The organism is Streptomyces sp. NPDC090088 (assembly GCF_044747345.1).
Lineage (GTDB): Bacteria > Actinomycetota > Actinomycetes > Streptomycetales > Streptomycetaceae > Streptomyces.
In genome coordinates, this window is the sequence record NZ_JBIVDZ010000003.1 from 912,615 (window position 1) to 934,694 (window position 22,080).

20 protein-coding genes are annotated in these 22,080 nt (G+C 71.3%); 10 read left to right on the plus strand and 10 right to left on the minus strand.

Annotated features, from left to right (window positions below):
* The first annotated feature begins 6 nt into the window (after positions 1-6).
* A complete protein-coding gene (locus tag ACIPSJ_RS19950) occupies positions 7-849 on the plus strand; it encodes a DedA family protein (RefSeq protein ID WP_401347450.1) in 843 nt (280 codons plus the stop codon).
* A 122-nt stretch (positions 850-971) separates the two neighbouring features.
* Here the strand turns inward: ACIPSJ_RS19950 and ACIPSJ_RS19955 are convergent, their stop codons facing one another.
* Positions 972-2,627, minus strand: coding sequence for a threonine/serine exporter ThrE family protein (locus ACIPSJ_RS19955; RefSeq protein ID WP_401347322.1), 1,656 nt, complete (start codon positions 2,625-2,627; stop codon positions 972-974).
* Between the two features lie 128 nt (positions 2,628-2,755).
* Positions 2,756-3,247: an inorganic diphosphatase gene (locus ACIPSJ_RS19960; protein ID WP_089099927.1), complete on the minus strand. Its 492-nt coding sequence runs from the start codon at positions 3,245-3,247 to the stop codon at positions 2,756-2,758.
* Positions 3,248-3,371: 124 nt separating this feature from the next.
* Between ACIPSJ_RS19960 and dacB the strand changes: the two genes are divergently transcribed.
* From dacB to folE, 6 genes are all read left to right on the plus strand, one after another.
* A complete protein-coding gene (gene dacB / locus ACIPSJ_RS19965; protein WP_401347325.1) occupies positions 3,372-4,982 on the plus strand; it encodes a D-alanyl-D-alanine carboxypeptidase/D-alanyl-D-alanine-endopeptidase in 1,611 nt (536 codons plus the stop codon).
* A 77-nt stretch (positions 4,983-5,059) separates the two neighbouring features.
* Positions 5,060-6,193 carry a zinc-dependent metalloprotease gene (locus ACIPSJ_RS19970; RefSeq protein ID WP_359206053.1) on the plus strand — a complete coding sequence of 378 codons (1,134 nt, stop codon included), beginning with the start codon at positions 5,060-5,062 and terminating at the stop codon, positions 6,191-6,193.
* 212 nt (positions 6,194-6,405) lie between these two features.
* Entirely contained in the window at positions 6,406-7,500 is a 1,095-nt protein-coding gene (tilS, locus tag ACIPSJ_RS19975; protein WP_355722252.1) for a tRNA lysidine(34) synthetase TilS, read from the plus strand.
* 66 nt (positions 7,501-7,566) lie between these two features.
* Entirely contained in the window at positions 7,567-8,127 is a 561-nt protein-coding gene (gene hpt / locus ACIPSJ_RS19980) for a hypoxanthine phosphoribosyltransferase (RefSeq protein ID WP_359206847.1), read from the plus strand.
* A 207-nt stretch (positions 8,128-8,334) separates the two neighbouring features.
* Positions 8,335-10,374 (plus strand): ATP-dependent zinc metalloprotease FtsH, encoded by a 2,040-nt coding sequence (gene ftsH / locus ACIPSJ_RS19985; RefSeq protein ID WP_359206050.1) that lies wholly within the window; start codon positions 8,335-8,337, stop codon positions 10,372-10,374.
* A 137-nt stretch (positions 10,375-10,511) separates the two neighbouring features.
* A complete protein-coding gene (gene folE, locus ACIPSJ_RS19990) occupies positions 10,512-11,117 on the plus strand; it encodes a GTP cyclohydrolase I FolE (protein WP_355722245.1) in 606 nt (201 codons plus the stop codon).
* A gap of 19 nt (positions 11,118-11,136) precedes the next feature.
* Here the strand turns inward: folE and ACIPSJ_RS19995 are convergent, their stop codons facing one another.
* The 6 genes from ACIPSJ_RS19995 to ACIPSJ_RS20020 form a co-directional block, all read right to left on the minus strand.
* Entirely contained in the window at positions 11,137-11,625 is a 489-nt protein-coding gene (locus ACIPSJ_RS19995; RefSeq protein ID WP_355722242.1) for a DUF3180 domain-containing protein, read from the minus strand.
* Positions 11,626-11,675: 50 nt separating this feature from the next.
* Entirely contained in the window at positions 11,676-12,287 is a 612-nt protein-coding gene (gene folK / locus ACIPSJ_RS20000) for a 2-amino-4-hydroxy-6-hydroxymethyldihydropteridine diphosphokinase (protein ID WP_355722240.1), read from the minus strand.
* A complete protein-coding gene (gene folB / locus ACIPSJ_RS20005; protein WP_355722237.1) occupies positions 12,284-12,643 on the minus strand; it encodes a dihydroneopterin aldolase in 360 nt (119 codons plus the stop codon). Before folB ends, folK begins: the two co-directional genes overlap by 4 nt.
* Before the next feature lie 278 nt (positions 12,644-12,921).
* Positions 12,922-13,425: a nuclear transport factor 2 family protein gene (locus ACIPSJ_RS20010; protein ID WP_401347333.1), complete on the minus strand. Its 504-nt coding sequence runs from the start codon at positions 13,423-13,425 to the stop codon at positions 12,922-12,924.
* Positions 13,422-14,300, minus strand: coding sequence for a dihydropteroate synthase (gene folP / locus ACIPSJ_RS20015; protein ID WP_359206045.1), 879 nt, complete (start codon positions 14,298-14,300; stop codon positions 13,422-13,424). The genes ACIPSJ_RS20010 and folP overlap by 4 nt, the downstream gene beginning before the upstream one ends.
* A gap of 96 nt (positions 14,301-14,396) precedes the next feature.
* On the minus strand, positions 14,397-16,208 hold the full coding sequence (locus ACIPSJ_RS20020; protein ID WP_401347336.1) for a phosphatidylglycerol lysyltransferase domain-containing protein: 1,812 nt from the start codon (positions 16,206-16,208) through the stop codon (positions 14,397-14,399).
* Between the two features lie 224 nt (positions 16,209-16,432).
* On the opposite strand from ACIPSJ_RS20020, the gene ACIPSJ_RS20025 reads away from it, so the two are divergent.
* Both ACIPSJ_RS20025 and ACIPSJ_RS20030 read left to right on the plus strand, forming a co-directional pair.
* Positions 16,433-17,548, plus strand: a complete 1,116-nt coding sequence (locus tag ACIPSJ_RS20025) for an alpha/beta hydrolase-fold protein (RefSeq protein WP_359206041.1) — start codon at positions 16,433-16,435, stop codon at positions 17,546-17,548.
* A gap of 97 nt (positions 17,549-17,645) precedes the next feature.
* On the plus strand, positions 17,646-18,911 hold the full coding sequence (locus ACIPSJ_RS20030; protein WP_401347339.1) for a hypothetical protein: 1,266 nt from the start codon (positions 17,646-17,648) through the stop codon (positions 18,909-18,911).
* 119 nt (positions 18,912-19,030) lie between these two features.
* Here ACIPSJ_RS20030 and ACIPSJ_RS20035 read toward each other — a convergent pair whose 3' ends face one another.
* On the minus strand, positions 19,031-20,362 hold the full coding sequence (locus ACIPSJ_RS20035) for a PH domain-containing protein (protein WP_355722223.1): 1,332 nt from the start codon (positions 20,360-20,362) through the stop codon (positions 19,031-19,033).
* Entirely contained in the window at positions 20,359-20,862 is a 504-nt protein-coding gene (locus ACIPSJ_RS20040) for a PH domain-containing protein (RefSeq protein WP_359206036.1), read from the minus strand. Before ACIPSJ_RS20040 ends, ACIPSJ_RS20035 begins: the two co-directional genes overlap by 4 nt.
* A 31-nt stretch (positions 20,863-20,893) precedes the next feature.
* On the opposite strand from ACIPSJ_RS20040, the gene ACIPSJ_RS20045 reads away from it, so the two are divergent.
* Complete coding sequence (locus tag ACIPSJ_RS20045; RefSeq protein WP_401347342.1) at positions 20,894-22,045, plus strand: NADH-quinone oxidoreductase subunit D; 1,152 nt, start codon at positions 20,894-20,896, stop codon at positions 22,043-22,045.
* Positions 22,046-22,080: the final 35 nt, after the last annotated feature.

Consider the following 22,080-nt stretch of genomic DNA (forward strand, 5'->3'; position numbering starts at 1 on the left):
ACCACGATGACGCTCGCTCTCGGCCCGAGCTGGTTGGATCCGAACCAACTTCTCGACTCGTTCGGCATCTGGGGTCTGCTCCTGGTGGTCTTCGCCGAGTCCGGCCTCCTGATCGGTTTCTTCCTCCCGGGCGACTCCCTGCTGTTCACCTGCGGCATGCTGATCACCTCGCACCAGCTGGACTTCCCCCTCTGGGGTGCCGTCGCCCTGATCTGCGTCGCCGCGATCCTCGGCGACCAGGCGGGCTACATGTTCGGCAAGAAGGTCGGCCCGTCGCTCTTCAGCCGCCAGGACTCCCGCCTCTTCAAGCAGGAGAACGTCGCCAAGGCCCACGAGTTCTTCGAGAAGCACGGTCCGAAGTCCCTGATCCTGGCCCGCTTCGTCCCCGTGATCCGCACGTTCACGCCGATCATCGCCGGCGTCAGCGGCATGAAGTACCGCTCGTTCCTGACCTTCAACGTCATCGGCGGCATCCTCTGGGGCGCCGGCGTCACCCTGCTCGGCTCCTGGCTCGGCAAGATCGACTTCGTCAAGAACAACATCGAGGCGATCCTGATCCTGATCGTCCTCGTCTCGGTGGTCCCGATCATCATCGAGTTCCTCCGCGCCCGCTCCAAGGCCAAGAAGGAAACGGCCCAGCCGCAGCCGCCGCTCCAGCAGCCCCCGGCGTACCCCGTGATGGACGACGCGACGACGCAGCTGCGCAGGATCGAGCCGACGTACGAGCAGCCGCAGCAGTACGCGCAGCAGCCCCAGCCGCAGTACGGGCAGCAGCAGCCGTACTACGGCCAGAACGGCTACGGCCAGCAGCAGTACCCGTACAGCGAGGACCAGTACCGAGCGCCGTAAGCGGAAAGCGCTCCGAAGGGGCGCGGGGCTGTGTTGAATCTGCGGCTACCGCTGCGTGGGCGCGACCAGCCACGACGCACCCGCACCCGCCGACGCACCCGCACCGGCTCCCCCTCAGGCGCTCAGAACCCCCTCGTCCGCTTAGCGGCCCGCCGCTTCCCCGCCGACCCCACCCGCAGGGTCAACCGGGAGATCTCCGACCCCAGGTTGACCCCGATGGCGATCGCCATGGCCAGGGACGCCGCCTTGGCCAGCGACACCAACCCCTTGTCGACCTCGTTCTGGGCCATCGACAGCAGCCCGAAATACGTCGCCGACCCCGGCAGCAGCGGCCCGATCGCCGCCGTCGTGTACGGCAGCGCGGACGCGAACCGGAACCGGGACAGCAACTGCCCGAACAGCCCCACCAGCCCCGCCGCGACGGCCGTGGAGGCGACCGGCGAGATCCCCCCGGCGTAGTGCATCGCGCCGTAGACCGACCAGGCCACACCCCCGTTGAGGGTCACGGCCAGCACGGTGGATCGTTCCTGCTGGAGCAGTACGGCGAAGGTCAGCGACAGCACCATCGACGCGGCGATCTGCAGCAGCGGCCGTGCGGAGGTGTTGAGCGCGACATCGGGATTGAGCCGGCCGCCCAGTTTCAGGCCGAAGTACAGGACCGTCAGCACCCCGATGACGATGCCGACGAAGAAGTACATGACCTCCAGCAGCCGCGCGGACGCGGTGATGTAGAAGCCGGTCAGCCCGTCCTGGACGCCCGCGACGAGGGCCCGCCCGGGCAGCAGCGCGAACAGCCCACCGGTGACGACGGCGGACGCCGCGACGTCGATGTGGGCGACCGCGAACGCCACCCCGATCGCGGCCGGCGGCATCGCGGCGACCATGAACTGGTAGAACTCCGGCAGCCCCCGCCCCGCGCACAGCCACGCCAGCCGGTCGCCGAGCATCGCGCCCACCGCCGCCGCCACGAACACCAGCAGGTCACCGCCGACGAGCACGGAGGCCGCCCCGGCCAGCAGCCCGCTCGCGGCGGTCAGCGCCCAGCCGGGGTACGGGTGCCGGTTGCGGCGGATCTCGGCGAGCCGCCGGTAGGCCTCCTCCAGGGAGACATGGGCCTCGGGGTCGGTGAGGTCGTCCACGAGCCGGAAGACGGCCGCCAGACGCGTGTAGTCGGTCCCGCGCCGCCGCACCGTCCGGGACGCCGTCACCGGGTCGTCGACCAGCGAGGGCTGGTACGAGATCGCCAGCAGCGTGAAGGTGACGCCCGGCTCGCAGCGGTCGAGTCCGTACGACCGGCAGACCGCGAACATCGCGGCCTCCACGTCCTCCGCGCCCTCGCCGCCGGCCAGCAGCAGCTCCCCGATACGCAGCGTCAGGTCGAGCACGCGCGGGACGGCCGGACCGCCCTCCTCCGTCTTCTGCACCGGCTCCGGCGCCGGCCGCTCGGCCACCGGCATGCGCAGCATGGTGCGCATCCGGTCCTGCCAGGGCGCGTCCTTGACGAGACTCACGGCGGGAAACCCGGAGGCGGGCGTGAAGACCGGCGGGGCGTCCTCGGCGCTGTAGGTGCTCGGCGTGCTGAACGCCGACCCCTCCGGCTCGGCACTCACCGGCTGCCGGGCCGCCAGCCCCTCCGGCACGGCGAACTCGGACGTGCTCTCGGGTTCACCGCCGCCCTCGGGGACCGCGATGCCCGCCGGCACGGCGAACTCGGACGTGATCTCCGGGTCGTACCGCGCCTCGTCCGAGGTGGGCTTGCGGTCCTCCGCCTCCGTCACGGTCGTAACGCTCCCTGAACGACATCTGCACGTAGGCCTCAGTATGCGCGTGAGCACACAGCGGACACGAAAAACGGGCCGCACGCGCGCGTGCGGCCCGTTCCCGGGCAGGGCCTGCCTGGGTGGTCTCAGTGACCGCCGGACTCCTTGAAGCGCTTGTAGGACCGCTCGATCTCCACCTCGGCGTCGGTGCGGCCGACCCAGTTGGCGCCCTCGACGGACTTGCCGGGCTCCAGGTCCTTGTAGACCTCGAAGAAGTGCTGGATCTCCAGGCGGTCGAACTCCGACACGTGGTGGATGTCGCGCAGGTGCTCCACCCGCGGGTCCGTGGCCGGAACGCACAGCAGCTTGTCGTCGCCGCCGGCCTCGTCCGTCATCCGGAACATGCCGATCGCGCGGCACTTGATCAGGCAGCCCGGGAACGTGGGCTCGTCCAGGATGACCAGCGCGTCCAGCGGGTCGCCGTCCTCGCCGAGAGTGTTCTCGACGAAGCCGTAGTCGGTCGGGTAGGCGGTCGAGGTGAAGAGACGACGGTCCAGGCGGATCCGACCGGTCTCGTGGTCCACCTCGTACTTGTTCCGCGAACCCTTCGGGATCTCGATCGTGACGTCGAACTCCACCGGTGGCTCCTCCATGATCAACACATAGTTCTGGTGGTTAAGTGTCCCTCACGCAGGTGTGTGATCGCGAAAGGGGCTGGTGGTCGTGCCAGAACTGAGGTCTTGGCAGTCCGCGAAACCGCGTGTGCGGAAGATCGCGGGCGCCGTACGACCGCGTCTGGCACGCGTCGCGACCGTCACGAAACCGCAGGTGGCGCGGTTGCGGCAGGCAGTGGGACCGCAGCTCGCACGCGTCACGCGCGCGGCCGGACCCCAGCTGGTCACCCTGGTCCGCCCCCCTCGTCCCCGGACCCTCAAGACCTGGCAGTACACGGCGGGCGCCGCCACGGCCGGGCTCGCGCTGGCCGCCGGTGTGGTGACCGCGGCGGGCCCCTGGGACGCCACCGGCCAGCGTACGGCCGAGCGGGACCGGGCGGCCGCGCTGGAACGGACGGGTGGCGCAGATCACGGCTCCGGTGCGGACTCCGTCACAGCCGACGGCGAGCCCAGCCCCGCGCCCAGCGCCGGGTCGGTCCTGACGGGCCTGGGCGGCGCCACGAACACCGTGAAGTCCACCCCCAGCGGCCGGCCCGCCGGGATCTCCGGAACGGCCGTCACGGACGTCCTGAAGCCCCTGCTGGCCGATGCGGCACTCGGCCGCACCCGCACCGCCGTGGTCGTCGACGTGGCCACCGGCGGGCGCCTGTACGCCTCCGGCGCCGACACGGCCCTCACCCCCGCCTCCACCACCAAGATCGCCACGGCCGTCGCCGCCCTCCACGCCCTCGGCCCCGACCACCGCCTCACCACGCGCGTGGCCCTCGAACCCGGCACCAGGGAGGTCGTCCTGGTCGGCGGCGGCGACCCCACCCTCACCGCGCACAAGGACCCGGAAGGCTGGGCCAGCCTGCGCACCCTCGCCACCGCGACCGCGAAATCGCTCACCGCGCGGGGCATCAAGCAGATCACGCTCTCGTACGACACCACGCTCTACGCCGGCGCCGACCTGCACCCGATCGGCGTCAACGGCAACCTCGCGCGCGTGAGCCCCCTGATGGCCGACGAGGGCCGCACCGACGACTCCACCGAGGGTCCGGTGACCCGCGTGAGCGACCCGGCGGCCGACGCGGCACGGAAGTTCGCGGGCTTCCTGCAGGCCGCCGGCATCAAGACCTCGTCCCCCGGCACCTCCAAGGCGAGCAGCCGGGCCGCCACCCTCGCCACCGTCTCCTCGCCGCCGCTGTCCTCGATCGTCGAGCGCATGCTGACCAACAGCGACAACGACATCGCCGAGGCCCTGGCCCGGCAGACGGCGCTGGCGAGCGGCCGGCCGGCGAGCTTCGACGGGGGAGCGGCCGCCATCGCCGCCCAACTGACCCGGCTGGGCCTGCCGATGACCGGCGCCTCCTTCCACGACGGCAGCGGCCTCAACCGCGACGACCGGCTGACCGCGAACCTTCTCACCGCCCTGCTCGCCAAGGCCGCCGACGCCGACCGGCCGGGCCTGCGCCCGGTCCTCACCGGCCTCCCCGTGGCCGGCTTCACGGGCACCCTGACCAGCCGCTACGCGGACGGCGCGGCAGGCGTCGTACGCGCCAAGACGGGCACCCTGACCGGCGTCAACACGCTGGCGGGCACGGTCGTCGACAAGGACGGCCGGCTGCTGGCCTTCGCCTTCCTCACCTCGGACACGACGAGCCCCGAGGAGGCGCAGGCGGCACTGGACCGGACGGCGACGGCGCTGGCGGGGCTGTAGCCCATGACACAAGTCACGCGAAGCTCACCAACCTCCACGGCCTGCCCGAAGGGGGACCGCTCACGTACGGTTGACGCATGACGAGCATCGGTGGCGCTGCCTCATCAGGGATGGTCGACTGGAATCTCGCGGTGGCGACCGCGACCCGACTCGTGCGGCCGGGCCCCGAGGTGAGCCGCGACGAGGCCCGGACCATCGTCGCCGAGCTGCGGCGGCACGCGAAGGCCTCGGAGGAACACGTCCGGGGCTTCACCCGTATGGGGACCGGCGACGTCCACGACACCCCCGTTCTGGTGGTGGACCGACCCGGCTGGGTCAAGGCCAACGTCGCCGGGTTCCGGGAGCTGCTCAAGCCGCTCCTCGACAAGATGCAGGAGCGGCGGGCCGGCAGCCCGGGCGGCGCGGTCCTCGGCGCGGTCGGCGGCAAGGTCACCGGCGTCGAACTGGGCATGCTCCTGTCGTTCCTGTCGTCCCGGGTCCTCGGCCAGTACGAGACCTTCGCCCCCGCCTCCCGCGACCTCCCGGCGGACGAGAACGGCGGCGGCCGGCTGCTGCTCGTCGCCCCGAACATCGTCCACGTGGAGCGCGAACTCGAGGTCAAGCCCCACGACTTCCGGCTCTGGGTCTGCCTGCACGAGGAGACGCACCGCACCCAGTTCTCCGCGGTGCCCTGGCTGCGCGCCCATCTGGAGGGCGAGATCCAGTCGTTCCTGTCGGAGACCGACGTCGACCCGATGACCGTCCTGGAACGCATCCGGGACGCCGCCCAGTCCCTCGCCGGCAGCCGCCCCGAGGCCGAGGAGGACGACGGCGGACGGTCGTTCGTCGAACTGGTGCAGACCCCCGCCCAGCGCGAGATCCTCGGCCGGCTCACCGCCGTCATGTCCCTCCTGGAGGGCCACGCCGACTTCGTGATGGACGGCGTCGGACCGGCCGTCGTGCCGACCGTCGCGGAGATCCGCGAGAAGTTCCAGCAGCGGCGTGCCAAGGGCGCCTCCCGGCTGGACATGACCCTGCGCAAGCTGCTCGGACTCGACGCCAAGCTGCGCCAGTACCGCGACGGCGAACGCTTCGTGCGGGCCGTCGTCGACCAGGTCGGCATGGACGGCTTCAACCGGGTGTGGACCTCGCCGAACACCCTGCCGACCAAGTCGGAGATCGCCAAACCGGCGGACTGGGTCGCGCGGGTGCACCGCAAGGCCGAGTCGTGAACCCGCGGATGTGTGTCGTGAACCAGCGGATGTGTGGTGAACCGAATCCGGCCTGCGGCAGGCGAACGCCCCTTCAATCACCCGTCCGAGGGACCGTGAGCGATGGGTAGGCGTGCAATGCTCGGGGAACGGCCCGTTTCTGTCACCATCTACACACTCTGAGTGACCGATCTCGGGATCACCCCCCGAAAACTTCATGAAGGGAACCGGACATGGGTCCCCATCCTGCGGTCGCGGCGATACGCCTGGCGGTCCGCCGCGCCCTCCACGACATCCTCACCGACCTGAACCGCCACAGCCGCACCCCCGGTGAACGCGCCTTCGGGCACGCCGGTGTGCGGGTCGTGCGCCCCGTCGGAGACATCCCGGAGCAGACACCGAACGAGCGGCCCCCCTCCCCGCTCGTCCTTGTGGCATGCTCCGGCGGCGCCGACTCCATGGCGCTCGCCTCCGCCCTCGCCTTCGAGGCACCCAAGCTCGGCATCCGCGCGGGCGGCATCACCGTCGACCACGGCCTGCAGCCCGGCTCCGACCTGCGCGCCGAGGAGGTCGTCCTCAGACTGCGCGAACTCGGCCTCGACCCGGTCGAGTCGATCACCGTGACCGTCGGCCGCGACGGCGGACCCGAGGCGGCCGCCCGCGACGCCCGCTACGCCGCCCTGGACGCCGCCCTCGAACGGCACGACGGCGCGGCGGTCCTGCTCGGCCACACCAGGGACGACCAGGCCGAGACCGTCCTGCTCGGCCTCGCCCGCGGCTCGGGCATCCGCTCCCTGTCCGGAATGGCCGCGGTCTCGGGGGCCGGCGGCCGTTACCGGCGCCCCTTCCTCCAGCTGGACCGGCAGACCGCCCGCAAGGCCTGCATGGTCCAGGCGCTGCCCGTCTGGGACGATCCTCACAACGCGGACCCGGCCTACACCCGCTCCCGGCTCCGCCACGAGGGACTGCCCGCCCTGGAGAAGGCCCTCGGCAAGGGCGTCGTCGAGGCCCTCGCCCGCACCGCCCAGCTCTCCCGTGACGACGCCGACGCCCTGGACACCTGGGCCAGCCAGGCGGAGGCCTCCGTACGGGACGCCGCGGGCCTGCTGGAGTGCGCCAAGCTCTACGCCCTGCCCCCCGCGGTGCGCCGCCGGATCCTGCGCCGTGCCGCCATCGAGGCGGGCGCACCGGCCGGTTCCCTGTTCGCCCGGCACATCGAGGAAGTCGACCGGCTGATCACCGGCTGGCGCGGTCAGGGAGCCATCAATCTCCCGGGCAAAGTCGTCGCCCAGCGCCAGGGTGGCAGACTGGTGATTCGGCAAGGCTGAATCCCGACCTCCCGGAGGGCTCCTCCGACGGGGTGGGTAGGCCGGTGGGACGACCGACCGAAAGTGATGCGGGTGGACGCGAAAGACATGGGTGCCGACCTTCAGGCGGTACTCATCACCAAGGAAGAGATCGACGCGAAGCTGGTCGAGCTGGCCGCGAAGATCGACGCGGAGTACGCGGGCAAGGACCTGCTCATCGTGGGCGTCCTCAAGGGCGCCGTGATGGTCATGGCGGACCTCGCCCGGGCGCTGTCCACCCCCGTCACCATGGACTGGATGGCCGTGTCCTCCTACGGCGCGGGCACCCAGTCCTCCGGTGTGGTGCGTATCCTCAAGGACCTCGACACCGACATCAAGGGCAAGCACGTCCTGATCGTCGAGGACATCATCGACTCCGGGCTGACCCTGTCCTGGCTGATCAACAACCTCGGCTCCCGCGAGCCCGAGACCCTGAAGATCTGCACGCTGCTCCGCAAGCCGGACGCGGCCAAGGTCGCCATCGACGTCGAGTGGGTCGGCTTCGACATCCCCAACGAGTTCGTCGTCGGCTACGGCCTCGACTACGCCGAGAAGTACCGCAATCTCCCGTTCGTCGGTACGCTCGCGCCTCACGTCTACGGCGGCTGACCCCCGGCTGATACGCCGGAGGGTCCACTTACGTAAGACGATCGGGAACCCCAGCGGGTTTCGCGCCGTTGGAGCATGCAGAGACGGGTTTGCCAGCCGTCCGAGCCGCTCCGTGCGGCTTTGGGTAACAAAGCTGGGGTACCGTCAGAAGAACTGTCTTATCAAACTCACTATGGCAGGAGGGACGGGGCGTCTCGCTCCGTATGGATGGACGTGAAGCGATACTTCCGTGGGCCGGTCATGTGGATCGTGCTGGCCGTCCTTGCCGTGGTCGTGTTGATGCAGGTCGTCGGCTCGTCCGGCGGCTACAAGACGGTGGACACCGGCCAGGTCGTGGCGGCGATCAATGACAACAAGGTGGAATCGGCCAAGCTGACCACCGGTGACGAGCAGACCATCAAGGTCACGCTCAAGGACGGCGAGAAGGTCTCCGGCAGCTCGAAGATTCAGGCGAGCTACATCGGCGACCAGGGTGTGACCATCGCCAACACGCTGCAGACCAAGTACCAGGACAAGCAGATCCCCGACGGCTACACCGTCGCGCCGACGAAGCAGAACGCTTTCCTCGGTGTCCTGCTCTCCCTGCTCCCCTTCGTCCTCATCGTGGTCGTCTTCCTGTTCCTGATGAACCAGATGCAGGGCGGCGGCTCCCGCGTCATGAACTTCGGCAAGTCCAAGGCGAAGCTCATCACCAAGGACACCCCGAAGACGACGTTCTCGGACGTCGCGGGCTGCGACGAGGCCGTCGAGGAACTCCACGAGATCAAGGAGTTCCTCCAGGAGCCGGCCAAGTTCCAGGCGGTCGGCGCCAAGATCCCCAAGGGCGTGCTCCTCTACGGCCGTCCCGGCACCGGCAAGACGCTCCTCGCGCGCGCCGTCGCCGGCGAGGCCGGGGTGCCCTTCTACTCGATCTCCGGTTCCGACTTCGTCGAGATGTTCGTCGGTGTCGGTGCCTCCCGAGTGCGTGACCTCTTCGAGCAGGCCAAGGCGAACGCCCCGGCGATCGTCTTCGTCGACGAGATCGACGCGGTCGGCCGCCACCGCGGCGCCGGCCTCGGCGGCGGTCACGACGAGCGCGAGCAGACCCTGAACCAGCTGCTCGTCGAGATGGACGGCTTCGACGTCAAGGGCGGCGTGATCCTCATCGCCGCGACGAACCGGCCCGACATCCTCGACCCGGCGCTGCTGCGCCCCGGCCGCTTCGACCGCCAGATCGCGGTCGACCCGCCGGACCTGCAGGGCCGTCTGGAGATCCTCAAGGTCCACCAGAAGGGCAAGCCGGTCGCGCCCGACGTCGACCTCGCGGCGGTCGCCCGCCGCACGCCGGGCTTCACCGGCGCGGACCTGTCGAACGTGCTGAACGAGGCGGCGCTGCTCACGGCCCGCAGCGACAAGAAGCTGATCGACAACCTCAGCCTGGACGAGGCGATCGACCGTGTGGTCGCGGGCCCGCAGAAGCGGACCCGGATCATGTCGGACAAGGAGAAGAAGATCACCGCGTACCACGAGGGCGGACACGCCCTGGTCGCGGCGGCCTCCCCGAACTCCGACCCGGTCCACAAGATCACGATCCTGTCCCGCGGCCGGGCCCTCGGCTACACGATGGTCCTGCCGGACGAGGACAAGTACTCGACCACGCGCAACGAGATGCTCGACCAGCTCGCGTACATGCTGGGCGGCCGCGCGGCCGAGGAACTGGTCTTCCACGACCCGACCACGGGCGCCGCGAACGACATCGAGAAGGCCACGGCCACCGCCCGCGCGATGGTCACGCAGTACGGCATGACCGAGCGTCTCGGCGCGATCAAGTTCGGCGGCGACAACACCGAGCCCTTCCTCGGCCGTGAGATGTCCCACCAGCGCGACTACTCGGAAGAGGTCGCCGCCCTGGTGGACGAGGAAGTCAAGAAGCTCATCGAGAACGCGCACAACGAGGCCTGGGAGATCCTGGTCGAGAACCGCGACGTCCTCGACAACCTGGTGCTCCAGCTCCTGGAGAAGGAGACCCTGGGCAAGGAGGAGATCGCCGAGGTCTTCGCGGCGATCCACAAGCGGCCCGCGCGCCCCGCGTGGACCGGCTCCTCCCGCCGTACGCCGTCCACCCGCCCGCCGGTGCTCTCCCCCAAGGAGCTCGCACTGACCAACGGGGCGAACGGCTCGACGCCGGCGATCAGCACCGCGAAGTCCACGGCGGCCGAGTCCGCCCCGGCGGTCGAGAAGGCCCCGGAGGACCGACCCGAGAGCTGAGTCACACCGCTCTCACCTGGCTCGGAATGGATGCCGCGCCCCCCAGGATCTAGCCTGGGGGGCGCGGCATTTCCGTAATGCCTGTACATGAGGCGCGTGATCCACATGCGTACACCCGATGGAACGAGGCACCCCAGATGACCGACCCCGTGACCCTGGACGGCGAGGGCCCCATCGGCGAGTTCGACGAGAAACGCGCCGAGAACGCCGTACGCGAACTGCTGATCGCGGTCGGCGAGGACCCGGACCGTGAGGGGCTCCGCGAGACTCCGGCGCGGGTGGCACGTGCCTACCGGGAGCTGCTGGCCGGGAACTACCAGGAACCGGAAGAGGTCCTGACGACGACGTTCGATCTCGGGCATGACGAGATGGTCCTGGTCAAGGACATCGAGATCGTCAGCCTGTGCGAGCACCACATGCTGCCGTTCCACGGTGTGGCCCACGTCGGCTACATCCCGGCGGAGACCGGCAAGATCACGGGTCTGTCGAAGCTCGCCCGCCTGGTCGAGGTGTTCGCCCGCCGCCTCCAGGTGCAGGAGCGGCTCACCACACAGGTCGCGGACTCCCTCATGCGGATCCTGGAGGCCCGGGGCGTGATCGTCGTGGTGGAGGCCGAGCACATGTGCATGTCGGTGCGCGGGATCCGCAAGCCGGGCGCCAAGACGACCACGTCGGCGGTGCGCGGCCAGCTCAGGGACGCCACGACCCGCGCCGAGGCGATGAGCCTGATACTGGCGCGCTGATCCTGCGGGGGAGCGGGGCTCACGCCACCGGCTCGGCCCCGCTGTGGTCGTTGTCGTCGTCCTCCGGGAGCTTGCAGACGCGTTCCAGGAACATGGCCGCCGCTATGACGCCGATGCCGGCGAGGACCGAGAAGGCGGCGTAGAGGGCCTGGTCGCGGCGGGCGGGGATGTCGAGGAGTTCCAGGAGGAAGACGCCCGTGCCGCCGTACATGCCGGCGACCAGGGCCGCGACCAGGGCGCTGGCCTGGCCGAAGACGACCGCGCGGGCCGCCATCAGGGGATCGACGCCCTTGGCGCCCGGGCGCCGCTCGCGCTGGGCCTTGAAGCGGGCGCGCAGCGAGAGCGCCGTGGAGAGCAGGACCACGGCGATCAGGGCCAGCACGATGGGGGCGGCCACCGGCACGCTGGGCAGGGTCCCCACCGAGTTCCACAGGCGGGCGGCCGCCCAGGACAGCACCGCGGCCACGACGAAGACGCCGGCCAGCACCCTGATCCGCAGCTCTTTCACTGTGTTCCTTCAGCTCCCCCGCAGCGATGTGGTCGTCTTGACCTTAACGACTACTCGGGCAGTCGGAGTTCCAGGTCCGCACGCGCTTCCACACCGTGCCGGGTGACGGCGGTCAGCAGCTCCGCGACCGGGCCGCGGCCGGGCAGCTGGGCCTCGGGGTCGATGTCGTACCAGGGCGCGAGCACGAAGGCGCGCTGGTGGGCCCGCGGGTGCGGGAGGGTGAGCTGCGGGTCGTCGGAGACGACGTCGGCGTAGGCGACGATGTCGACGTCGAGGGTGCGCGGGCCCCAGTGCTCGTCCCGCACCCGGTTGAACGCCTCCTCGACCGCGTGCGCCCGCTCAAGGAGGGAGGACGGCGGGAGGGTGGTCTTCAGCACCACGATCGCGTTGAGGTACGTCGGCTGGCTGCCGGGCTCGACGCCCCACGGCTCCGTCTCGTACACCGGCGACACGGCCTTGATGCGGACGCCCGGGGTGTCCTCCAGCGCGTCGACGGCGCCCTGGAGGGTCTCCAGGCGGTTGCCGAGGTTGGAGCCGAGGGCGACCACCGCGCGTTTGGGGTTGGAGAGCGTGGTGTCGGCGGCGTCGACCTGCTCGACGACGGAGGCGGGCACCGGCTGTACGGTCGGGTCGCTGGGACCCCGCAGGGAGGATGCGGTCATACTCGGCTCCGGGTGATGGTGACGGTGACGTCGTCGAACGGGACGGTGATGGGCGCGTCGGGCTTGTGGACGCGGACCTCGACCTCTTGTACCCCCTCGTGCTTCAGGCAGGCCTGGGCGATCCGCTCGGCGAGCGTCTCGATCAGGTTCACCGGTTCCCCCTCGACCACGGCGACGACCTCCTCGGCCACGATGCCGTAGTGCACGGTCTTCGCGAGGTCGTCGGTGGCCGCCGCGGGCCGGGTGTCCAGGCCGAGGACGAGGTCCACGATGAAGGTCTGGCCCTCCTCGCGTTCCTTGGGGAAGACACCGTGGTGCCCGCGGGCCCTGAGGCCGCGCAGCGCGACACGATCCACGCGAATCACTCCTGCAATCGTCGGTGACGGCGAGGTCGCGTCGCGTGCGGACGACGGACCGGCCACACATGAATCTACCTGCGGGCACTGACAGCGCCGGGGTGCGGGGCGGCGGCGTCCGCCCTGGCCGGCAGGGTTCATCGCGCGTTTCCCCCGGAGAACCCGGCGGCTCACGGGCTGGTAGCCGTAGCTACTCGCGAGTTCGTGATTCCAGCCACTTCTTGGTCCGCGAGGGGGGTCGGAGGGGCCGGAGGGGCGGCCGGAGGAGGTTCCTCCGCTCAGGACGGAGCGTCGTCCTCCTCGTCCTCGTCGGCCTCGGACAGTACGGGGGAGGCGTGGTGGGACCAGAGCTTCCAGCCGTCCGGGGTGCGCCGGAACACGTTGGTGGCGACGACGAGCTGGCCCACCAGCGGGCCCAGCTCCTGCCCGCCCTCCGGGGCCGGGCCGCCGCTGAGGATGTTCTCCGTGCAGGTCACCAGGGCGGTGTCGCCGGTGACGGAGACATGCACGTCGGTGAGGAAGAACTGGATGTAGTCGGTGTTCGCCATGATCAGCGCGTACGACCTGAGGACCTCGCCGCGGCCGGTCAGCACCGGCCAGCCGGGGTGCACGCAGGAGATCACGCCGCTGTCCGCGGGGTCGTGGTACTCCTCGTCGACGCCCAGGTCGGCGGGGGTGAGCCAGAGGGAGGAGACCCGTTCGAAGTCGCCGTTCTCCAGTGCCTCGTAGAAGGCGGTGTTGGCCGCCTCGACCTGCTCGACGTCGGTATGGGGGGCGCTCACCGGGCTCCCTCTGCGGCGCGGGCTCCCTCAATGGCGCGCGCGACCCGTACCGCGTCCGCCGTGGCGCGCACCTCGTGCACGCGCACCGCCCACGCGCCGGCGTGCGCGGCGAGCGCGGAGACGGCGGCCGTCGCCGCGTCACGCTCCCGGGCCGGCGGGGGCGCCCCCTCGGGTCCGGCCAGCACCCGGCCGAGGAACCGCTTGCGGGAGGCGGCGACCAGCAGCGGGTGGCCCAGGGCGTGCAGCCGGTCGAGGTGGGCGAGCAGGGTCAGGTCGTGCTCGGAGTCCTTGGAGAAGCCGAGACCGGGGTCGACGACGACCCGGTCGGGTGCGATGCCGCCGGCGAGGACGGCGTCCACGCGCGCGCGGAGTTCGTCGATGACCTCGGCGACGACGTCGTCGTACGCGCCCCTGACGTTGCCGCCCTCCAGGAAGCCCCGCCAGTGCATGACGACGAAGGGCGCGCCGGACTCCGCGACGGCGGGGATCATGCCGGGGTCGGCGAGGCCGCCGCTGACGTCGTTGACGAGGGCGGCGCCGGCGGCGAGGGCCTGCCGGGCGACCGAGGCGCGCATGGTGTCGACGGAGACGACGACGCCTTCGGCGGCGAGGCCGCGGACGACGGGGATGACCCGGCGCAGTTCCTCGGCCTCGTCGACGCGGGTGGCGCCGGGGCGGGTGGACTCGCCGCCGACGTCGACCAGGTCGGCGCCCTGGGCGACGAGGTCGAGACCGTGCTTGACGGCGATGGTCGTGTCGAACCAGCGGCCGCCGTCGGAGAAGGAGTCGGGGGTGACGTTCACGACCCCCATGACCGCGCAGCGGTCCCATGCCGGAAGCCCTGTCACCTGGCCACGCCCGCTCTGGTTGTTCATACGTTCAGCGTAGGCCCCGCCGGGGCGGGGCCGTGCGGCCCGAGCGGAGCCCCCGGGCTGGAGGGGGAGGGGCCCCGCCCGGGCCCGTCGGTGGGGTCAGGCCGCCCGGACCTCGTGCTCGGCCACCTGGTGCGTGCAGGGGCGGGCGGCCGGGGAGGTGCGGCGCAGGAAGCGCGGGAGCGGAAGGGCGAGGTTGACGAAGCCCTCGGCCTGCATGGCGGCGAGGCCGATGCGCGGGAGGTCGCCGGAGGCCCGGTAGACCACGAAGCGCGGCTCCCAGCGCGGCTGGAACTTCGCGTTGAACTTGTACAGCGACTCGATCTGGAACCAGCGGGACAGGAAGACCAGCAGTCCGCGCCAGGCCCGCAGCACCGGCCCGGCGCCGATCTTCTCGCCGCGCGCGAGCGCCGAGCGGAACATCGCGAAGTTGAGCGAGATCCGGGTGATGCCGAGCTTCGGGGACGCCTGGAGGGCGGCCACGATGAGCAGTTCGTTCATCCCGGGGTCGGCGGCGCGATCGCGGCGCATCAGGTCGAGGGAGACACCGTCGGTGCCCCAGGGCACGAAGTGCAGGATCGCCTTGAGGTCGCCGTAGGGACCGGGCAGTTCGTCGGCCTTGTGGGCGGTGGCGATCAGGCAGTCGCCGTCGGAGGGGTCTCCTATGCGGCCGAGCGCCATGGAGAAGCCGCGCTCGGTGTCGGTGCCGCGCCAGTCCTCCGCCGCCCGGCGGATGCGGTCCAGTTCGGCCTCGCCGACGTCACGGATGCGCCGTACCCGGGTTTCGTAGCCGGCCCGCTCGATGCGCTTGACCATCTGGCGCACGTTGCGCATCGCGCGTCCGGCGAGCGAGAAATCCGCCACGTCCACCACCGCCTCGTCGCCCAGTTCGAGCGCGTCCAGGCCGGTCTCGCGGGTCCACACCTCGCCGCCCGTCTCCGAGCAGCCCATGACGGCGGGGGTCCAGGAGTGGGCCTTGGCCTCGTCCATGAAGCGTTCGATGGCGCCGGGCCAGGCCTCGACGTCGCCGATGGGGTCGCCGCTGGCGAGCATCACGCCGGAGACGACGCGGTAGGTGACCGCCGCCTTGCCGCTGGGCGAGAAGACGACCGCCTTGTCGCGGCGGAGCGCGAAGTGGCCGAGGGAGTCACGGGCGCCGTGCTTCTCCAGCAGGGCGCGCAGCCTCGCCTCGTCCTCCTCGGTGAGGTGCGCGGCGGGGTGTTCGGGGCGGAACGCGAGGTAGATGGTGGTGACGGCGGTGATCAGGCCGAGCGCGCCGAGCGAGAAGGCGACCGTCCAGGAGGTGGAGCCCTCGTAGTCGACCGGGCCCTCGAAGCCGAACAGGCCGTAGATCACGTGGGTGAGCCGGTCGGCCAGGCTCGGGTCGCCGATGGTGCGCCTGGGGTGGGCGCTGACGATGACCAGGCCGAGCGCGAGGGAACCGGCGCTCATGAGGACGAAGTTGGCGAGTGCCCGCCACCGGCTGCGCGGGTCGGGCAGCGCCTTGAACTCGTCGCGGTGGATCACCAGCGGCACGAACAGCGCCAGCGAGATCAGCGCGCCGATGAGCGAGTGCCGGTATACGAACTGGGAGATCGCACCGGCCGGCAGCAGCGCGACCGCGGCCCGCCACGCCCGGCGCTTGCGCCGCTTGAGTCCGTGCGCGAGCAGCAGCAACAGCACCCCGGCGCTGAGCGAGAGCGCGGCCGCGAACGGCCCGAGCGAGCCCGGCAGCACCTCGGCCATGGCGTGCATACGGCTGTGGCGGAAGCGCGGGAACACACCCGCGGCGATGTCCAGGGCGCCCACGACGGCGCACGCCCGGCCGACCAGAGCGGGGACGGCCTCGGGACGCGGACCACGGACTATGCGCCGCGCCCGGCCTGATCGGCTCGGAACCTCGCCCGACATTTCCCCATCTATCCTGACAGACATCGCATCCCGTAGTTCTGCGAGAGACCTTGAATCCGGTGCCGATTCGGGCATCCGGCGACATTGCGCCCTCTAGGACGGTGTCTCGGGGGGAGAGGTTCACTCCTCACCGGAAAGCCGGTTCAAAGGCCAGGGAAAGCCCAGGGCAAGCCTCGCTGAAAGCGGTGGTCGCCACGGGGGAAAGCGCAGGCAGGGAGCACCTCATGGGTCTCACGAGCAATAAAATGCTGGGATTGGCGATCTTGTCCGCCGTACTGCTGTTCGTCGGTACCGTGTGGCTGTGGCCCCGGCTGGCCCGGCGGAACTGGCGGTCCGTCAGCGGTCGTGTCGGCCTTTTGCTGGCCACCCAGTTGGCGCTCTTCGCGTGCCTGGGGATAGCCGTCAACCAGGCTTTCGGTTTCTACGCGAGCTGGGCGGACCTGTTCGGCACGGAGACCGACCAGGGTGTCGTCGTCGACCACGCGTCCGGCGGCCCGGTGCAGGTGGTGGCCACGTCCGAGGTGCACGGCATGGGCGGCTCGCTGCCGCGGACGGCCGGCCAGGTGCAGCAGGTCGACATCGTCGGCCGTAAGACGCACATCGCCACCCCCGCGTACGTGTACCTGCCGCCGGAGTACTTCCAGCCGCAGAACCGCACCCGTACGTTCCCGGTGGTGGTCGTCCTCAGCGGCTATCCCGGCACCGCGCGGGCGCTGGTCGACAAGCTGCACTACCCGCGCACGGCGCAGCACCTGGTCCGGGACGGGCGGATGCGGCCGACGATCCTGGTGATGCTGCGGCCCACGGTCGCCCCGCCCCGGGACACCGAGTGCGTGGACATCCCGGGCGGCCCGCAGACCGAGACCTTCTTCGCCAAGGACCTCCCCGAGGCCGTGCGCGCGCACTACCGGGCCGTCGGCAAGCAGGGCCGCTGGGGGATCGTCGGCGACTCGACGGGCGGGTACTGCGCGCTCAAGCTCGCGATGCACCACCCCGACGTGTACGGGGCCGGCGCCGGACTCTCCCCGTCGTACAAGGCGCCCCTGGACGCCACGACCGGCGACCTCTTCCAGGGCGACCGACAGCTGCAGAACCGCGCGAACCTCTGGTGGCTGCTGCGGCACGAGCCCGCCCCGGACACGTCCCTGCTCGTCACCAGCAGCAGGATCGGGGAAACCAACTACAAGGACACGCTGAAATTCATCACGCGCGTGCAGGCCACGAAGCTGACCCGGATCTCGTCGATCATCCTCGACAGCGGCGGTCACAACTTCAATACCTGGCGCCGGGAGATCCCCGCGACTCTCCAGTGGATCAGCGGCCGATTGGGCGATCACTGAACCCGGGCTCTGTCGATGCCGTGTGAAGACTTCGTTGTCGCTGTGTTTTTACGGCCCGGGGCACCACGATTCGCCTACGCGCGGTAAGTTTCTGGCCATGCCACGTGGACGTCACCGCCATTCCCCGCCTTTGCACAGGCTGTTGCCTCCCTCGGCGATCGCCGGTGTCTCCCTCGTCTGCGCCCTTGGCCCCTGGTTGTCCTCCCAACCGACGGTGCTGCGCACCCTCGCGGCGATAGCCGCGGCCACCGCGGCCGTCGGTGCCGCCGTCATGCGGCGCTGGGACACCGACGCGGGCAAGCAGGTGGCCGACCTGTCACGCGCGCGTGCGAGCGACGAGTGGCGCCACGAGGAGCGGATCGCCGAGCTGGAGACCGACCTCGAGGAGTCGCGGGAGCTGCGCACCAAGCTGGAGCAGCGGCTGCGCGCGAAGCGGGCGGAGCTGGCGGGACTGCGCAACGAGCACGCGTCCCTGCTGCGCCGCTACGCCACGGCGGAGACCGAGCGCGCGAGCGCCCTGGAGGGCCGCCGGCTGCTGGAGATCGAGGCGACGGTGCCGTCCAACGAGCTGCCGGCCGGCGGGGCCGCGGAAATGCTCGAAGAGGCCGAGGACGTCGTCGAGGAGCTGACGGTCGAGGAGACGACTCCCGCGGTCTTCTCGCCGGAGGGTTCCAAGCTGTTCCTGCGGGCCAAGGTGGCATTGGCCCGGTTCGACGAGAGCGACACCCCGGCGGCCGAGGCGGACGCCGACGGCGAGAGCGTGGCGGAGACGGCTGCCGAGCCCAAGACGGCCAAGGCCAAGGGCGAGTCCGCGCCGGAGGACGAGGACCAGGGGCAGCCCGAGGCGGCCGACGGGCACGCGCGCGCGGCCGCCGCCATCACGGCCGGCCCGGAGGACACCACCCCGGCCGAGTCCGAACGGCCCGAGCGGTCCGAAGGGGCCGAGGAGTCGGCAGCGCCCGAGGGGTCGGCAGCGCCCGAGCAGTCCGCGGGGCCCGAGCAGGACGTCCCGGCCGCGACCGCGCCGTCCGTCAATTCCGTGCGGCCCACCGGGCACTTCACGGTGCCGACCGCGGTGGCCGTGCTGCCGGCGGCGCCCATCCCGAGGCCGCTGGTCACCGGCGGGTTCGACTTCTTCGGCACGCAGAAGGGCGCCGCGGCGGGCGGGCTGGACACCATGCACAACGAGGACCTCGCGGACGTCGTCGGCCAGGAGGCGCTCGCGCTCCACAAGGCCGATTCCGAGGCCGAGTTCAAGCCCGCCGACCCGGAGTCCCGGGGCGTCGGCCAGGTCATCGACCTGACCGCGCACGACGAGACGGAGCAGATCAACCTCGGCGGCCTGCGCAGCGCCGCCTCCTGAAGCCGAAGCCACGCCGCCTCCTGAACACGCGGCGATCCTGAGGCCGGGACACCCGACGGGGTCCCGGCCTCAGGCCGTGCAGGGCGTTGAGGCGTCCCGGGCTCAGGCCGCCCCCGGTCTCAGGCCATCCAGCGGTCCGGGCGCGCGGTTCGGCGGCCCGTGCGGGAGCGCTCGGCCTGCTCCCGCAGCAGCGCGGCGGCCTCCTCGGCGCCCCGTAGACGGGCCGTGACGGTCTTGTTGGCCCCCGTGTCCACATGAACGTCCGCGAGCCGCCACAGGCGCTCCCAGGGCCCCTGCGTCAGCCGTACGCTCTGGACCTTGGCGTGCGGGACCAGCGACAGCTTCCGGCGCAGCAGCCCGTGCCGGGCGGCGAACACCGCGTCCGTGACCGCGAACCCGTAGCCGCGCCACCACAGCGGCACGCACCATTCGGCGCGCCGCGGCGACCGCGACAGCCCGGCCGGCACGGTCACCCCGGGCAGCACGCGCGCGACGACCGACTCGGCGACCGCGCGGGGCGCGACCGGCACCAGCACGGAGTTCGCCGACCCGGCCACGTCCAGCTCCACCCGCACCCAGCGCAGCGGCCGCCACAGCAGCGGCTCCACGATCCGCACGGTCTGCACCCGGCCCGGCGGCACCGTCTCGTGCGTGCGGTCGAGCAGCCCGTGGTCGATGTGCAGCCCGTCCGGGGACTCCGCGAGCGTCCAGTCGTACTCCGCGACGAACCGCCCCGCGCTGGCCGTGGCCGCCGCGCCGAGCAGCGGCAGGGCGGTGGCGAGGACCGTCCACACGCTGTGGGTGGCCAGCCACAGCAGCGGCGGGACGACGAGGGCGGCGGCCAGCGAGCCCCAGGTGGCGCCGGTCAGCACGAGGGCGAGCGCGAGCTTGTTCGGGGGCACCCGCATCAGCTCGTGGGCCGGCGCCTCGCCGACCTCGTGCGCGGTCTCGGGCGCGAATCCGGCGGCACGCGCGAGCAGCTCCGCGCGGAGCGCCCGCGCCTCGCCCTGGCCCAGGAAGGCCAGCTCGTCCTTCTTGTCGGTGCCGACGACGTCTATGCGCAGCTTGGCGACGCCCGCCACGCGCGCCAGCAGCGGCTGGGTGACGTCCACGGCCTGGATCCGCTCCAGCCGGATGTGCGCGGTGCGCCGGAACAACAGGCCGGTACGTATGCGCAGTTCGCTGTCGGTCACCGCGAAGTGGGTGAACCACCAGGTGAGGAAGCCGTAGAGGGCGCCCGCGGTGACCAGGGCGGCGAACCCGGCCAGCAGCATGGTCGTGGTCAGTTTCGTCAGCTGTTCCTGGGCCTGGTTCGGGTCGTGCATCGCCCATCCCGCGATCACCGCGACCGGCGCCCACGCCCGCCGGAACGGCGTCACGGGGTGCAGCCGCCGCTCGGTCACGGCGGCCCGGTCCGGGCGTACGGCGTCATCGACGCCCGGCGTGGTCACAGGCCCGCCGATCGGGCCTCGCCGAGCTCGGTGAGCCGGTCGCGCAGCCGTTCCGCCTCGGCCGGGTCGAGGCCCGGGATGGTCGCGTCGGTGGCCGCGGCGGCGGTGTGCAGCTGGACGCTGGCCAGCCCGAAGTGCCGCTCGACGGGCCCCGAGGTCACCTCCACCAGCTGCATCCGCCCGTAGGGCACCACGGTCTCCTCGCGCCACAGCACACCACGGCTGATCAGCAGGTCGTCGGCGCGCTCGGCATAACGCCAGGACCGCCAGTTGCGGCCCAGCAGCACCCAGCCCCAGGCCAGCAGGGCCAGCGGCAGCAGCGCGAACGCCGCCCACACCGGGCCCGCGAGCAGGCCGAGCAGCAGCCCCACGGCGAGGGCGGTCAGCCCCAGCCACACCACCAGCAGCAGTCGGCGCATCCGCAGCAGGCCGGAGGGCAGTCCCGTCCACACCGGCTCGGTCCCCGTCGTCCCGGCGCCGGCCGGGCTCCCCGTCTCCATATGCCCAGCGTACGTAGGAGAGACTGGGACCATGACTCCTACGACGGAGACCACGGTCGGGATCGGCGGCGCCGCGGAGAGCACCGACATGGTGCTCAACATCGGTCCCCAGCACCCCTCCACGCACGGTGTGCTGCGGCTGAAGCTGGTGCTGGACGGCGAGCGGATCGTCTCGGCGGAGCCGGTGATCGGCTATATGCACCGGGGCGCGGAGAAGCTCTTCGAGGCGCGCGACTACCGGCAGATCATCATGCTCGCCAACCGCCACGACTGGCTGTCGGCCTTCTCGAACGAGCTGGGCGTGGTCCTCGCCGTGGAGCGCATGCTCGGCATGGAGGTGCCCGTCCGCGCGGTGTGGACGCGCACCCTGCTCGCCGAGCTGAACCGGGTGCTCAACCACCTGATGTTCCTCGGCTCCTATCCGCTGGAGCTGGGCGGGATCACCCCGGTCTTCTACGCGTTCCGCGAGCGCGAGGAGCTCCAGAACGTCATGGAGGAGGTCTCCGGCGGGCGCATGCACTACATGTTCAACCGCGTCGGCGGCCTCAAGGAGGACCTCCCGGCCGGCTGGACCGCACGCGCGCGTGCGGCGGTGACCGCCGTGCGCTCCCGGATGGACGTCTTCGACGACCTGGTCCTCGGCAACGAGATCTTCCGGGGGCGTACCCGGGGCGTGGGCGCCCTCACGCCGGAGGCCGTGCACGGGTACGGCGTGAGCGGGCCCATCGCGCGCGCCTCGGGCGTCGACTTCGACCTGCGCCGCGACGAGCCCTACCTGGCCTACGGCGAGCTCCAGGACACCCTCAGGGTGGTCACCCGGACCGAGGGCGACTGCCTGGCCCGCTTCGAGTGCCTCCTGGAGCAGACCCACAACGCCCTGGACCTGGCCGACGCCTGTCTGGACCGGTTCGCCGAGCTGCCGCCGGGACCGATCAACCAGCGGCTCCCCAAGGTGCTCAAGGCGCCCGAGGGCCACACCTACGCCTGGACCGAGAACCCGCTCGGCATCAACGGCTACTACCTCGTCAGCAAGGGCGAGAAGACCCCGTACCGGCTGAAGCTGCGCTCGGCGTCGTACAACAACATCCAGGCACTGACCGAACTGCTGCCGGGGACGCTGGTGGCGGACATGGTGGCGATCCTGGGGTCGATGTTCTTCGTGGTGGGGGACATCGACAAGTAGGTCCGCGGGCACGCGGGCCGGGCGCCGGCGGCGGG

What these genes read in the sequence shown, in the direction of transcription:
- ACIPSJ_RS20030 (WP_401347339.1), top strand. Translation starts at nt 17,646, where the DNA reads ATGCCACGTGGACGTCACCGCCATTCCCCGCCTTTGCACAGGCTGTTG.
- folE (WP_355722245.1), top strand. Translation starts at nt 10,512, where the DNA reads ATGACCGACCCCGTGACCCTGGACGGCGAGGGCCCCATCGGCGAGTTC.
- tilS (WP_355722252.1), top strand. Translation starts at nt 6,406, where the DNA reads ATGGGTCCCCATCCTGCGGTCGCGGCGATACGCCTGGCGGTCCGCCGC.
- ACIPSJ_RS19970 (WP_359206053.1), top strand. Translation starts at nt 5,060, where the DNA reads ATGACGAGCATCGGTGGCGCTGCCTCATCAGGGATGGTCGACTGGAAT.
- ACIPSJ_RS20040 (WP_359206036.1), bottom strand. Translation starts at nt 20,862, where the DNA reads ATGGAGACGGGGAGCCCGGCCGGCGCCGGGACGACGGGGACCGAGCCG.
- ACIPSJ_RS20020 (WP_401347336.1), bottom strand. Translation starts at nt 16,208, where the DNA reads ATGTCGGGCGAGGTTCCGAGCCGATCAGGCCGGGCGCGGCGCATAGTC.
- hpt (WP_359206847.1), top strand. Translation starts at nt 7,567, where the DNA reads ATGCGGGTGGACGCGAAAGACATGGGTGCCGACCTTCAGGCGGTACTC.
- ACIPSJ_RS20025 (WP_359206041.1), top strand. Translation starts at nt 16,433, where the DNA reads ATGGGTCTCACGAGCAATAAAATGCTGGGATTGGCGATCTTGTCCGCC.
- folP (WP_359206045.1), bottom strand. Translation starts at nt 14,300, where the DNA reads ATGAACAACCAGAGCGGGCGTGGCCAGGTGACAGGGCTTCCGGCATGG.
- ftsH (WP_359206050.1), top strand. Translation starts at nt 8,335, where the DNA reads ATGGACGTGAAGCGATACTTCCGTGGGCCGGTCATGTGGATCGTGCTG.
- ACIPSJ_RS19950 (WP_401347450.1), top strand. Translation starts at nt 7, where the DNA reads ATGACGCTCGCTCTCGGCCCGAGCTGGTTGGATCCGAACCAACTTCTC.
- ACIPSJ_RS20045 (WP_401347342.1), top strand. Translation starts at nt 20,894, where the DNA reads ATGACTCCTACGACGGAGACCACGGTCGGGATCGGCGGCGCCGCGGAG.
- folK (WP_355722240.1), bottom strand. Translation starts at nt 12,287, where the DNA reads ATGACCGCATCCTCCCTGCGGGGTCCCAGCGACCCGACCGTACAGCCG.